Origin of the sequence: Mesobacillus subterraneus (assembly GCF_003937825.1) — a bacterium.
GTDB classification, from domain to species: domain Bacteria; phylum Bacillota; class Bacilli; order Bacillales; family Cytobacillaceae; genus Mesobacillus; species Mesobacillus subterraneus.
Window position 1 is genome coordinate 45,379 of the sequence record NZ_RSFW01000002.1, and the last position, 12,947, is coordinate 58,325.

The following is a 12,947-nucleotide window of genomic DNA, read 5'->3' on the forward strand; positions in this document are numbered from 1 at the left end:
TAGGGTATTTTACAAGTGTGAGTTTGAAAAAAAACGGTTTTTTTGTCGATGTTATTCTTTCGTCATGTAGTTTTCCCAGCAAATAAAAAAAGGACTCATTAGAGTCCTCAATAGTTTTGCGCTTTGAAGTAATCTTTAGTCAGCCACAGGCCTGCAATATATAAACCTAAAGCGAAATATGCAGGCAGCAGGTGGATAAAATCGATGTAGCCAATATACAGATGTGTAAAGATTCCTGTAGTAAAAGCAGGTATGCCTCCAATAAAAAGCGTCTTCCAAATCCAGGCTGCGCCTTCCTGGAATCCCCACAGTGCCATCGACAGCACTAAAAGGCCAACACTGAAAAGGGCGCTCCCAAACCCTGCCCTGTCATGAGCAATGACAGGAATCAGTTTCTCGTTTAGTGCATTCATCTGCTCCGGTGTCATGCAAATATATTGCAGGTCGGTATCAACAAAGACATAAGTTGCTCCTATCGTTGAGATGACGATTCCCCCAAGGACGAATGAAAAGCCTAGTACCACAAACAGCAGCTGACCAAATACTGCCTTTTTCCAGGCCGTATGATTGGTGCGATTTTTGGAAGTTGGTGATTCATTGGCTGTGCGCGTCTTCCGGTAGCCGATCAGGTAAAAGGGAAGCAGCACCAGCCAAAACAGGGCATGAAGCCAATCAAAATAACCGAAACCGAGAAAAAGCAAAATTCCAAGGAATCCAGTGATTGCCCCAATGTCGAATGCCCTTCTTGCCCAGTGAAGTCCGTATCGGATGCCATGCCTGGCCAGCTGCATATAAATATAACCGCCGGATATCATCGTTCCGGCAAGTGTCATCCGGTCATGGGACATGAATTTATAGAGCGTAGGATTGTAGGCCATCAATTCCAGCCTTGTCATCTGCAGGAATGCTTCATCATAAAACAGAATGACCCTGGTAAAGCTGAAGAACAGGACAATCGCTCCGCCAAGTAGGATGAACAAACCGAAAAGCCAATACCAGATCCATCCTGGCAACTCTTCTTTCTTGTCAGAACGATCATCCAACAGTGCTTCATTAATCCTCTTCGGAAGACCAGGGCCAGATGCGATATACCCTCCGGAAAGAAGGACAAGTTCAGCGCCTGAGTTAAAAAGGGATAAGGCATCAGCCGGTTCAACAACTCCACCTGAGGCAACCAGCGGCAAATCAAGCTCTTTTTTTAACATTTTTAGCGTGGTCGCCATTTCTTCTGTCTGCTGCAAAGGCAGCCTCAGCATTCCGCCGTCACTCACAGCATTCTCATCAACCATGATTCCATTCGCCGATACACTTAACTTCTTTAGTTTTATTAAACTTTCTCTGGCAGAAGTATGCTCTACGGCCAAAAGGACAGGCTTGTTTTCTAACGTCTTTTTTAACTGCAGCAGTTCGTCTGCATCCTTAATTAAGTCTATGTCAATGACAAAGATATCACCAAAGTCTTTAAGGGTTCCAGCAACTTCCGATGGTTCGCCCAGCCTGATGAACATTGGGACAGAGCGATTATTAAGCTTTGTTATTTTGTTGACGGCGGCATCCAATCCGACTGATTCATTCATTTTTGGTAAAAGCAGATCTTCACCCGTAATCTTGGCTGCTTTTTCATTATTGTTTTGCTCCAGAGTAACCGGCCCAATTTCAAGCAGGCCAAAACCCAGATGCGGGATTGCTTGTATACCGGATAGCTGGGGGTCGATTTTTCCGCTGAGTCCGACTGGGCTCTTGAATGTAGTTCCGAACAGGGTATGTGAAAGTTTTTCCGAGGGAGACATATGTCCAAGGAACTCAATGAAAGACCTGCCGCCAGGGATGCTGGAAATGATGGACATTCCGCGGTGGATGAATTCACGCCCGGTATTGCCAGGAAGGCGCTGCAGCCATGGTTTGAATAGGGGATGATAAGACCAATCAGGCATAATGACCTCCAGATGGTTATAGCTTATTATTCATTGTAACGTAAATGAAGATTCCTTTGGTATCGGATTTACAGAACATTTTGCTCTCAAGTCTGGAAGTACGAATAAAACGAAATGCTTCAAGCAAAAATAGTGGAGAAATCGATTGTGGAGGTAAGGAATATGGATGTTAATCGCGTGAAACAAATACTTTCTTCATCAGCAGAAATCGATGTCACCTACAATGGTGCATCTGTGTGGATTGATCAATTGAACGAGGATGGACGCACAGCGACTGTCCATCTGCGGGGGCCGCTTGAGGAAAGGACGACCGTTGAAATCTCGGAACTTCATGAAAGATCATAAGTCTTGAAGAAAGGCTCTTTTCGTAAACTTTGTTGCCTTCAGACACAAAAATAAAAATCGGTTGCTGGATTTTTACGGGTTTTGAAAGCCTATTGGTTAAGGAGCAGTAAGAAAGAGCCCCGAAGCCTTACAGACTGCGGTAAAGTTAAAATATACGAAACGCAAGAATCAATACGGAAACAGCCTAAAGAAATGACCGCCGAATGCAAATTAGTGTACGGCGGTTTTTTAGTATGGCACAATGTAAATAATACCTATAGTGGTTTTAACCAGTTTTGGTGAAAAGCGAAAGGAGAGATGGAAATGTTTCATTATACGGTTGAAGTGGACAAGTCTTTGGACGAAGCGGTATCCGCTCTTGAAGCAAGCTTGAAGAATGAGAAGTTTGGTGTTCTTTGGTCCTTGAACATGAAGGAAACACTAGCTGGCAAAGGGGTAGAACTGGATGGAGATTACATCATCCTTGAGGTCTGCAACCCGCATGAAGCAAAAAGGGTTTTGGAAAAAAGTCCGCTCGTAAGCTATTTCCTTCCTTGTAAAATTGTCGTATACAAAGAGGACGGTTCAACAAAGGTAGGTCTTCCAAAACCAACTGAATTGATTAAATTCGTAGAGAATGAAGAACTGCAAGCCATCGCTTCCGATATTGAACACAGGCTGATTGGCGCGATCGACAGCATTAAATAATCATCTGGAAAAGCCCGGGATTCGATCCCCGGGCTTTTTTCTTTGCTGTAAAAAAGGAAAAGCCCATTTTCGAAAAAGAATTTGTCCTGCTGTTTAGGACAATTTTTTGCCGGGAACGTAAGTAGCAAACAAGGAAAAATTTCGGCCGTGGTGCCGTTTATATAGATTAGCGGCTGCCGGTGGGCAGCCGTTTTGATTTGTCATTCATGCAGTTCGAGGGATAAAATAAATAAAAGGAGTGGTCACATGGGAAGTATTTTCTATAAGGTAACTCTACATAACGGAGTTGAAATGCCTGCGTTTGGTCTGGGTGTCTACAAAGTTGAGGAGGGCACTCAGATCGAGAAAACCATCCAGACTGCACTTGATCTTGGATACGGGCTGATTGATACAGCCTCTTTTTACGAAAATGAAGAAGGTGTCGGCCAGGCTGTCCGCAATAGCGGTATACCGCGTGAAGACCTGTTCATTACCACAAAGGTATGGAACTCTGACCAGGGTTATGACGAAACTTTGAGAGCATTCGAGCTTAGCATGGAAAAGCTTGGGCTTGATTATCTTGATCTTTATCTTGTCCATTGGCCCGTAAAAGGCAAATATTTAGACACATGGCGAGCGCTTGAGAAGCTATATCGTGAAGGAAGGGTAAAGGCAATTGGTGTAAGTAATTTCAAGGTCCATCACCTGGAAGACCTATTGCTCCATTCAAACGAAAAACCGGTGATCAATCAGGTCGAGCTGCATCCATTGTTATCTCAAGCGGAGCTCCGACAGTTCTGCCAGCAGAAAGAAATCAAAGTGGAAGCCTGGTCGCCTTTATCGCGGGGGAGATTCTTTGATGAACCCGTTCTTGGGGAAATTGCTGAAAAATATGGCAAGACTCCTGCACAGGTGATATTGCGATGGCACCTTCAACATCAAATTATCCCGATACCAAAATCGGTAACACCTGCGAGGCTTAAAGAAAATGCTGACATTTTCGACTTCCAGCTGACAGCAAGGGAAATGGAAGAGATTGACGAACTAAACAGAAACGAGCGATTTGGTGCTGACCCTGATTCATTTGATTTTTGAATAAGGATATTTCAACGGACTGAATTTTATTCAGCCCGTTTTTTTTATTCCTAATTGGATATATTAAGAGCAAGAGATCGACATTCAAGGCGAAAAGGCAAAATAGACCTTGGAGGTTTTAAAATGATCTCAGGGTGGTAATGTAGGTGTACAAGCAGAAGTGACATGAAAAAACAACAGCATGCGAAGCTTCGAACCTCTGCTTGAAAAGCTGCAGAATACATGGTTTAACACCATCGAATTCGAGGTAAGATAAGATTAGAGCAAGCTGGAAAAGCTCCCGGGAAGCAAAGAATTTTCAGTTAAGCCTAATTTTAACATTCACTGCAGTACAACTCTTTAAGAAGGGTGTAACACCCTTGGCACTACTAACTACTTGATAACATTACATCACATTTAAGGAGGAATTACGAATGGGCTTTTTATGGGCATTAATTATTGGTGGTATTATTGGATGGTTGGCAGGACTAATCCTTGGAAGAGATATTCCAGGCGGCATCATTGGTAACATCATCGCAGGTTTCATTGGTGCATGGATTGGTGAAGCGATTCTTGGGCATTGGGGTCCTGTAGTTGCAGATTTCGCGATTATCCCGGCGTTGATTGGTGCGATTGCACTTGTATTCATCGTCAGCCTTGTATTGAAGAGCATGCGTAAAACTGACCGTCATCATTAATTAAGAAAAGAATCCTTCCGAATTTCGGAAGGATTTTTCTTTGTTTTTTAAAAAAATCACGCAAGTCATCCAAACCAAAGTCGCCATAAAAAAGAGCCTTTACAAGAAAAAAGGCTCTTTTTTAGTACAAAAAATCAAATATCGTAGAGTTCAATATTTAAAAAGATGGGTGGCTGGTCGATAAAAGGAGCGTGACATTCTATTTTCTCCTGTGTAAAAGGATGGATGAACTCCAGCTTCACCGCATGCAGTGCCTGTCTTTGGAAGGTTTCACTGCCGCCATATAAAGCGTCTCCGGCGAGCGGATGTTTGAAATCACTGAAATGCACCCGGATTTGATGAGTCCTGCCAGTTTCCAGCGTACATTGGACAAGGGTCAGATTTTCTTCCTTCATTTGTCTGAGCACCTTAAAATGTGTTACCGCGTTCTGGCCTGTTTCCGAGACTCTTCTTTTTGTTGGATGATGGCGATCACGTCCGATTGGCTTGTTAAACGTCCCTTTTTTCTGTCTGATGATGCCGTCAGCCAGTGCCAGATACGTCCTTTTAATGAAACGTTCTTCAAGCATCTTATCGAGGATCGCAGCAATAAAAGCATGCTTGGCAAATAAAATCGCTCCAGTGGTATCACGGTCAAGGCGATGGATATGCCGAGGGTTGGATGCTTCACCATTGGATTGCACATGAAAAGCTGCCGCGTTGGCGAGAGTGCCAGTCTGGCCGCGTTCATTCGGATGTGTGTCCATTCCAGCCGGTTTGTTGAAAACAATCAAATGGTCATCTTCATAAATGATGCCAATATCATGGTATTCCGGAATGACGGTCAAAGCTTTTTCGGTAAAAAGCTTCAACTGGATGCGTTGTCCCTTTTTCAATGGTTGGGTCCAATCTGGCTGCACTCCATTGATCAGGACTTTTTTATCCAAGCGGAATTGGTGGACCACTTTTTTAGGGGCTTTCCAGAACCCTTTAAAAAGAGATTCAAGCGTATACTGTTCCCAGGATGCTGGAATGATCATTTCGAACCAATCGCCTTTTTTGTTTGTTTGTATCATCTTGGTCTCCTGACATATATAGTATTGTGTTTTTCTCTTCCATTAAGCGTGCATTTTGTCAACTTTTACCGCAGGCATGGGCATAATTACCACCATGTTACCGGGAATGGATATGTTATTCTAAGAATATATATTACGAATAGATTACAAAGGGTTAAAAAAAGGTGGGTCCATCATTGAAAATTGTTTTTGCTTCAACACCCGGACAAGAAGAAAAGATTGTGGAGCTGGCCAGGTATTTCTATAGTGATGTTTTTCCGCTGTATTTTAATGATGAGGACATACAGGAATTTGAAAAGCTTGAAGTATTACATACCAGACCTGAGCAATTCGAGAGATTCAGCACACTGGGAGATGCGTTCCAGGTAATTACGTGCATGCAGACACTGATCTCTATTCTTGAGTCTGGCCATATTCCTGAGAAATATCAATCCATGTTCCGCAGAAATGTACAGATCCTGACAGACTATGGTATTTGTTTTCCATTCAACTACAGCCAGTTTTCCGATTCAAAGCATGTACACTTAGATTATATCAGTACTTATGCGAAACCAGCTAATCGATTGCTGTTATAATCAGAAAAACGCCTGCGATATTTTTCGCAGGCGTTTTTATTATTCGACGCTGTTCTGTTTAAACCAGGCTTCGAAGGTTGGTTCTTCCTGGTAGCCGACAATTCGGTCGACTTCTTTTCCGTCTTTGTATTGGACGATGGTTGGCGTTGACTCGATGCCGTAATCATCCCAGCCTTGTTCAAATTCCAAAAGGTTATATTGGACAAGGTCCACACCCATTTCCTTTGAAAGAGGGGAAACAATCGGTGTCGTGCGGACACAGTGTGGGCAAGTAGGACTGTAAAAATAAACCGTACTCGCTTCACCGCTTTCAATTTTCTTGTCGAGTTCGTCTGGCAGGATGATGTTTTGATAGTTTGGATCATCAAGCTGCTTTGCGGTTTCAGGATGCAACGTATCCTTACCGTACGGATTTCCCTCCACTTTCTCCTCATTTTGCGCCTTATTTAAGAAAAACAGGGCCGCAAATAACCCAATTATAATTACCAGAAATATAATAACCTTTTTCAACTTACGCTTCCTCCTTCGTCTTTTTCCAAATGATCAAGCTTAGTGCGAATATGATGATAAATGCTGTCAGAGCCAGGAAAGGAATCGTAATGAATCCGAGCCAGTTTATGTATTGCCCTGTACAAGGTACTCTTCCGCAAGTGATTGCATTGTCCGCCATGAATGGCACCTTTTGCAATGAATAGTGATAAAGCGATATTAGACCGCCGGCAGCTGACATAATCATAGTGTAAAAGGAAATTCTGTAATCCTTTTTCACGACAGCGATTCCTAATATCAAGGCGAATGGATACATCAATATCCGCTGGTACCAGCACAGCAAGCATGGTTCATACTGGCGTATTTCTGAAAAATAAAGGCTGCCGAACATCGCGATGATCGATGTCGCCCAGGCTGCGAACAACCATGTTTCCCGGGCATCTTTTTTCTTTGGCTCCAAGTTCATCTCCCCTAAGCTATATAATCTCTGTTTAAACATTCATTATAAAACAAACTTCTCATTACATCTTAAGAAATCTGAAGGAATATTTCAATTAACATTCTGTGAATTAATTTTTCCCAATGTAAAAGGGGAAAGTAAATAGAAGTATTAGCTGAAGACGATTAAGGGTATAGGTGTATCGTATTTTATTTTTCGAACGAGACGAAAGGTGTGTAAGACCGTATGACAGAACTGGATTTATCCAAATTTGAAAAAAAGATGATCATCCGAAATACGAGATATGAGGATATCGATGAAATCATAAAAATGCAGAACAGCTGCTTTCCAGGTATGGATCCGTGGAAGCGTGATCAGCTGGAAAGCCATCTCGAGATTTTTCCTGAAGGACAATTCGTGGCTGAATATGACGGCAAAGTGGTCGGTTCATGTTCCAGCCTCATTATCAACTTTGATGAATATGATGACCGTCACAGCTGGGATGATGTCACCGACAATGGTTATATCACCAACCACAATCCGGATGGCTACAATCTTTACGGAATCGAAGTCATGACCCATCCGGAGTTCCGGAGGATGAAGGTCGGATACCGTTTGTACGAAGCTCGCAAGGACCTCGCCCGGCAGATGAACCTGAAAAGCATCATCATCGGCGGCCGGATCCCGAACTACCATATCCATGCAGAGGAAATGTCGCCGCGAGAATATGTAAGGCAGGTCGCATCCCACAAAATCTATGATCCGGTTCTGTCATTCCAGCTTCGAAACGACTTCACGCTGATGAGGATCAACCCAAACTATTTGCCTGACGACCTCCAGTCGAATAAATATGCTACCTTGATGGAATGGAACAATGTGGACTATCAGCCGAAATCAAAGCGGTTCTTTAAAACAAGCAACCCTGTCCGCATTTGTGTCGTACAGTATATGATGAGGCAAATCCAATCTTTTGAGGATTTCGCACATCAAGTAGAGTATTTCACCGATGTTGCATCGGATGCCGGGTCTGATTTTGCGGTATTCCCGGAAATCTTCACGACACAGCTCATGTCATTCCTGAATGAGAAGACGCCGTCCCTTGCTGTCCGCAGGGTGACAGAGTATACCGAGCAATATATCGAGCTCTTTACCGACCTGGCCGTCCGCTACAATGTCAATATCATTGGCGGCTCCCATTTTGTGAAAGAAGATGATGATGAGATTTACAACATTTCCTACCTTTTCCGCCGGGATGGCACGATCGATAAGCAATATAAGCTTCACATCACTCCTAATGAACGCAGGTGGTGGGGCATCAGCCGCGGAGATGAATTGAAGGTATTCGATACAGACTGCGGAAAAATCGCCATTCAAATCTGCTATGATATCGAATTTCCTGAACTAGCCCGGATTGCGACAGATATGGGGGCAAAAATCATTTTCACGCCTTTCTGTACAGAAGATCGTCAGGGATACTTGAGAGTACGCTACTGCGCCCAGGCGAGAGCCGTTGAAAACCAAGTATACACTGTCATTTCCGGTACAGTCGGAAACCTGCCGCAAACGGAAAACATGGATATCCAGTACGCACAGTCCGGCATTTTCGCACCATCCGATTTTGAATTCGCAAGGGACGGAATCGTCGGCGAAACAAATCCAAACATCGAAATGGTCATGATCGGCGACGTCGACCTCGAAATCCTGCGCCGCCAGCGCCAGGACGGAACAGTCCGCCAGCTGAAAGACCGCCGCCATGACATTTACAGGATACAATATAAGAAATAGAATTTAGCCTGCCGAATTGGCAGGCTTTTGCATGACTGGAGCTTAACTTCCATAAAGAATTTAATAAAAATTATCATTGGTAACCAATATTGTTTTATAATTAGCTGTAAGATTGAAATCTTATTATCAGGAGGTCATCCAATGGATTGGAAAAAGATAGCCGAAAAATGGTTGGGTTTTGCCGGGCTTGATCCAGAGCTGAAGGCTGAGCTTGAATCATTCAAAGATAACGAAAAGCATTTAGAGGAAGTTTTCTATAAAAACCTTGAATTCGGTACGGGCGGAATGCGCGGAGAAATCGGCGCGGGCACGAACAGGATGAATCTCTATACGGTCCGAAAAGCATCGGCAGGACTTGCGGCATACATAGAACAGCATGGAAATGAAGCGAAGCAGCGCGGGGTGGCGATTGCTTATGATTCTCGTCATAAGTCACCTGAATTTGCAATGGAGGCTGCTAAAACGCTGGCGACTCGCGGCATCCAAACCTATGTGTTTGAAGAACTGAGACCGACACCAGAACTGTCTTTTGCAGTCCGGCACCTTCACGCCTACGCTGGAATCGTGGTTACGGCAAGCCACAATCCTCCTGAATATAACGGGTACAAAGTGTATGGTTCAGACGGAGGACAGCTTCCGCCGGAAAGTGCCGACGAAGTCATCGCCAAGGTCAACGAAATCGAAAATGAACTGTCAATCGAAGTTATGGACGAGCAGGAACTGAAGGAAAAAGGCTTGATCAAGATGATCGGGCCTGAAGTGGATCGTGCCTATCTCGAGAAGCTGATGACGATTTCTGAAAATCCGACCCTGTCTGATGAGACAGATGTGAAAGTGGTGTTCACACCGCTTCACGGGACGGCCAATATGCCTGTACGCAATATCCTGACAAACCTTAAATATCAAAATGTCACGGTAGTAAAGGAACAGGAGCTTCCTGATCCTGAATTTTCAACGGTAAAAAGCCCGAATCCGGAAGAACAGGCTGCATTTGAACTGGCGATTCGTGAAGGGAAGAAAATCGACGCGGATATCCTGATTGCTACCGATCCGGATGCTGACCGACTTGGAATTGCTGTTAAGGATCAAGATGGGGATTATGTCGTACTGACTGGAAACCAGACTGGTGCACTGTTGCTTCATTATATCCTTTCACAAAAGAAGGAAAAAGGAACACTTCCTGCAAATGGTGTCGTTCTGAAAACGATCGTTACTTCTGAACTTGGCCGCAAGGTTGCCTCTTCATTTGGACTCGATACTATTGATGTACTGACAGGATTCAAATTCATTGCTGAAAAAATCAAGCAATATGAAGACACTGGAGAATATAAATTCCTGTTTGGCTATGAAGAAAGCTATGGCTATCTGATTGGCGATTTCGCACGGGACAAGGATGCGGTTCAGGCTGCTATGCTAGCAGTTGAAGTATGCGCGTTCTATAAGAAGAAGGGCATGTCGATGTACGAAGCGCTCCAAAGCGTCTTTGAACAATATGGTTACTATCAGGAAGGTCTTCGTTCCCTGACGTTAAAAGGAAAAGAGGGTGCGGAGCTGATCCAGAAGACACTTGGGGTTTTCCGCCAGGAGCCGCCTAAGAATCTGGGTGAATTGAAAGTCACAATAGTGGAAGATTATTTAACAGGTGTTAGAGTGAATGAAAACAATGACGAAGAGAAAATTGATCTTCCGTCTTCAAACGTCATTAAATACTATCTTGAAGATGGTACTTGGATGTGTCTTCGCCCATCTGGAACAGAGCCGAAAATCAAGTTTTATTTTGGCGTGAATGACAAGAGCCTTGCGGACAGCAAGCAGAAACTCCAAAGAATCGAACAGGATTTCATGGAGGTTGTTGAAAAGAAAATGGAAGCAGCAAAGAACATCTAGTTTTTACACAGAGAGGAAGTAAATATGGTGTTAAAAGACCAAATAGCCATCGTGACTGGTGCTTCAAGAGGGATTGGAAAGGAAATCGCCTTCAAATTGGCGGAACAGGGCATGAAGCTGGCTGTTGCGGGAAGTTCTGATGAGATCAATAAAACTGCAGAGGAATTAAGGCAAAAAGGGTTTTCCGAAGTGATTGCAGTGCAGACAGATGTCAGTGATGAGCAGCAGGTAAATAATCTTGTTGCTAAAACGCTCGAGGCATTTGGTCAGATTGATGTGCTGGTGAACAATGCAGGGATCGGCTTTTTCAAGCTTGCCGAGGAAGTGACCATTGATGAATGGAAAAAGCTATTTGAAGTGAATGTCCAGGGAGTGTTCCTTGGAGCGAAAGCTGTTCTTCCGCACATGAAGGAGCGGAAATCCGGAACAATCATCACGATCTCCTCTGATGTGGGCCGATACACGATTCCAAATGGAAGTGCTTATACAGCTTCTAAATATGCAGTCCAGGGATTCAGCGGCGCACTTGCACAGGAAGTCAGGGAATTTGGAATCCGCGTAGGCACGGTCAACCCAGGAATGGTTGATACGTATTTTGCTGAGTCCGAGCAGGGCCTTCCTGAGAAGCATGACTGGCTAAAAGTTGAGGATATCGCGAATGCTGTCGTGTACATGGCGTCTGCACCAAAGCATATGCTGATTGATGAAATCGTCATCCACCCGCTAGTGCAAAACTATCCGATTGCTTGATACATGATCCGAAGAGAGTGACTCTCTTCGGATTTTTTTACGACTTTTGTCTGAGATTTTCTCATCCTTTTTCTGAATGCGGAATTTTGCCAATATAGATATAATATAGAAAAGTGGAGGGGTTTTTATGACCGTAGAGAATCGTCATTCAGATATAGGCATTTTAAAAGAAATTGCTGAACTATTGAATGAAGGAACAGAGCTAAATACGGTTTTAAGCGAGGTTCTTTCAAGGCTTCTACATATAACCGGACTAGAGACAGGATGGATTTTCCTGATTGATGAACAAGGAGACTATCAGCTGCCAGCGAAAGTCCAGCTGCCGCCAGCACTTACACTGAATGAATATCGGCCCATGTGCGAGGGCGGCTGCTGGTGTGTTGATCGGTATCAAGATGGAAGGCTCAATAAAGCGACGAATATATTTGAGTGCAAAAGGCTTGAGGATGCCATCAACAACAAAACAGGCGAGACAAACGGACTCACCCATCATGCCACAGTACCGCTGAGGGCTGGTGCTGAACGATTTGGTGTCCTGAATGTGGGATCTCCGTACAAAACCCATTTCAAACCAGAAGAGCTGGCACTTCTTGAGGCAGTTGCCTTCCAGATTGGAACGGCAATCAAAAGGATCAGGCTGACCCTGAAGGAACAGGAAATGGCGTTGGCAGCTGAGCGGAACCGGCTTGCAAGAGACCTTCATGATTCAGTGAACCAACTGTTGTTTTCATTAAGCTTGACGGCCAGGGCCGGTACGGAAATGACAGATCAGAAAGAACTTAAAGAGACATTTTCGTATATCCAGGATCTCGCTCAGGAGGCACAGGGAGAAATGAGGGCACTCATCTGGCAGCTGCGCCCGCGAGGTTTGGAAAATGGCATCATTTGCGCCCTCGCCGGCTACGCGGATCTGCTGGGGCTACGGATTGAAACGGAAGTCAAGGGGGTAGCGAGCCTTCCAGGAAAAGTCGAAGAGGCGCTTTGGCGGATCGGGCAGGAGGCTCTCGGGAATTGCAAGAAACATTCCCAGGCTGAGAAAGTTCAGCTAACACTTGAAATCAAAACCGATAAAATCCAAATGTCAATCGAAGATGAAGGCTGCGGCTTTATTATGAATCCAGGAACAGAACTGCCATCGCTTGGCCTAAAAAGCATGGAAGCACGTGCCAGAGCACTGGGAGGGACCACGAGCATAATCAGCAAGCCTGGACATGGAACATCGGTCATAGTGCAAATTCCAATTTAAAGAA

At 44.3% G+C, this 12,947-nt stretch carries 13 protein-coding genes; 9 read left to right on the forward strand and 4 right to left on the reverse strand.

Annotated elements, in window-relative coordinates; all coding sequences use genetic code 11:
• Window positions 1-107: 107 nt before the first annotated feature.
• The gene (locus EJA10_RS00685) at window positions 108-1,934 is read right to left on the reverse strand and encodes a dihydroorotate dehydrogenase (protein WP_125478072.1); all 1,827 of its coding nucleotides are present in this window, start codon (window positions 1,932-1,934) and stop codon (window positions 108-110) included.
• A gap of 162 nt (window positions 1,935-2,096) precedes the next feature.
• Between EJA10_RS00685 and EJA10_RS00690 the strand changes: the two genes are divergently transcribed.
• The 4 genes from EJA10_RS00690 to EJA10_RS00705 all read left to right on the forward strand — a co-directional run bounded on the left by EJA10_RS00690 (window position 2,097) and on the right by EJA10_RS00705 (window position 4,717).
• Window positions 2,097-2,279 (forward strand): H-type small acid-soluble spore protein, encoded by a 183-nt coding sequence (locus EJA10_RS00690; protein ID WP_125478073.1) that lies wholly within the window; start codon window positions 2,097-2,099, stop codon window positions 2,277-2,279.
• 303 nt (window positions 2,280-2,582) lie between these two features.
• Window positions 2,583-2,966, forward strand: a complete 384-nt coding sequence (locus tag EJA10_RS00695) for a DUF302 domain-containing protein (protein ID WP_125478074.1) — start codon at window positions 2,583-2,585, stop codon at window positions 2,964-2,966.
• Window positions 2,967-3,212: 246 nt separating this feature from the next.
• Window positions 3,213-4,040, forward strand: coding sequence for an aldo/keto reductase (locus EJA10_RS00700; RefSeq protein ID WP_125478075.1), 828 nt, complete (start codon window positions 3,213-3,215; stop codon window positions 4,038-4,040).
• Window positions 4,041-4,453: 413 nt separating this feature from the next.
• Window positions 4,454-4,717 carry a GlsB/YeaQ/YmgE family stress response membrane protein gene (locus tag EJA10_RS00705; protein WP_125478076.1) on the forward strand — a complete coding sequence of 88 codons (264 nt, stop codon included), beginning with the start codon at window positions 4,454-4,456 and terminating at the stop codon, window positions 4,715-4,717.
• A 134-nt stretch (window positions 4,718-4,851) separates the two neighbouring features.
• Here the strand turns inward: EJA10_RS00705 and EJA10_RS00710 are convergent, their stop codons facing one another.
• Window positions 4,852-5,772, reverse strand: coding sequence for an RluA family pseudouridine synthase (locus tag EJA10_RS00710; protein WP_125478077.1), 921 nt, complete (start codon window positions 5,770-5,772; stop codon window positions 4,852-4,854).
• A gap of 176 nt (window positions 5,773-5,948) precedes the next feature.
• Between EJA10_RS00710 and EJA10_RS00715 the strand changes: the two genes are divergently transcribed.
• Window positions 5,949-6,347, forward strand: coding sequence for a YhcU family protein (locus EJA10_RS00715; protein ID WP_125478078.1), 399 nt, complete (start codon window positions 5,949-5,951; stop codon window positions 6,345-6,347).
• A gap of 39 nt (window positions 6,348-6,386) precedes the next feature.
• Here the strand turns inward: EJA10_RS00715 and EJA10_RS00720 are convergent, their stop codons facing one another.
• Both EJA10_RS00720 and EJA10_RS00725 read right to left on the reverse strand, forming a co-directional pair.
• Entirely contained in the window at window positions 6,387-6,857 is a 471-nt protein-coding gene (locus EJA10_RS00720) for a thioredoxin family protein (protein ID WP_125478079.1), read from the reverse strand.
• Between the two features lies 1 nt (window position 6,858).
• Window positions 6,859-7,302, reverse strand: a complete 444-nt coding sequence (locus EJA10_RS00725) for a disulfide oxidoreductase (RefSeq protein WP_425462058.1) — start codon at window positions 7,300-7,302, stop codon at window positions 6,859-6,861.
• Between the two features lie 219 nt (window positions 7,303-7,521).
• On the opposite strand from EJA10_RS00725, the gene EJA10_RS00730 reads away from it, so the two are divergent.
• The 4 genes from EJA10_RS00730 (at window position 7,522) to EJA10_RS00745 (ending at window position 12,943) form a co-directional block, all read left to right on the forward strand.
• A complete protein-coding gene (locus EJA10_RS00730) occupies window positions 7,522-9,060 on the forward strand; it encodes a bifunctional GNAT family N-acetyltransferase/carbon-nitrogen hydrolase family protein (protein WP_125478081.1) in 1,539 nt (512 codons plus the stop codon).
• Window positions 9,061-9,201: 141 nt separating this feature from the next.
• On the forward strand, window positions 9,202-10,947 hold the full coding sequence (locus EJA10_RS00735) for a phospho-sugar mutase (protein ID WP_125478082.1): 1,746 nt from the start codon (window positions 9,202-9,204) through the stop codon (window positions 10,945-10,947).
• 27 nt (window positions 10,948-10,974) lie between these two features.
• A complete protein-coding gene (locus EJA10_RS00740; RefSeq protein ID WP_125478346.1) occupies window positions 10,975-11,697 on the forward strand; it encodes an SDR family oxidoreductase in 723 nt (240 codons plus the stop codon).
• 127 nt (window positions 11,698-11,824) lie between these two features.
• On the forward strand, window positions 11,825-12,943 hold the full coding sequence (locus EJA10_RS00745) for a GAF domain-containing sensor histidine kinase (RefSeq protein WP_125478083.1): 1,119 nt from the start codon (window positions 11,825-11,827) through the stop codon (window positions 12,941-12,943).
• Window positions 12,944-12,947: the final 4 nt, after the last annotated feature.

What these genes read in the sequence shown, in the direction of transcription:
- EJA10_RS00735 (WP_125478082.1), top strand. Translation starts at nt 9,202, where the DNA reads ATGGATTGGAAAAAGATAGCCGAAAAATGGTTGGGTTTTGCCGGGCTT.
- EJA10_RS00695 (WP_125478074.1), top strand. Translation starts at nt 2,583, where the DNA reads ATGTTTCATTATACGGTTGAAGTGGACAAGTCTTTGGACGAAGCGGTA.
- EJA10_RS00730 (WP_125478081.1), top strand. Translation starts at nt 7,522, where the DNA reads ATGACAGAACTGGATTTATCCAAATTTGAAAAAAAGATGATCATCCGA.
- EJA10_RS00725 (WP_425462058.1), bottom strand. Translation starts at nt 7,302, where the DNA reads ATGAACTTGGAGCCAAAGAAAAAAGATGCCCGGGAAACATGGTTGTTC.
- EJA10_RS00745 (WP_125478083.1), top strand. Translation starts at nt 11,825, where the DNA reads ATGACCGTAGAGAATCGTCATTCAGATATAGGCATTTTAAAAGAAATT.
- EJA10_RS00690 (WP_125478073.1), top strand. Translation starts at nt 2,097, where the DNA reads ATGGATGTTAATCGCGTGAAACAAATACTTTCTTCATCAGCAGAAATC.
- EJA10_RS00700 (WP_125478075.1), top strand. Translation starts at nt 3,213, where the DNA reads ATGGGAAGTATTTTCTATAAGGTAACTCTACATAACGGAGTTGAAATG.
- EJA10_RS00710 (WP_125478077.1), bottom strand. Translation starts at nt 5,772, where the DNA reads ATGATACAAACAAACAAAAAAGGCGATTGGTTCGAAATGATCATTCCA.
- EJA10_RS00705 (WP_125478076.1), top strand. Translation starts at nt 4,454, where the DNA reads ATGGGCTTTTTATGGGCATTAATTATTGGTGGTATTATTGGATGGTTG.
- EJA10_RS00685 (WP_125478072.1), bottom strand. Translation starts at nt 1,934, where the DNA reads ATGCCTGATTGGTCTTATCATCCCCTATTCAAACCATGGCTGCAGCGC.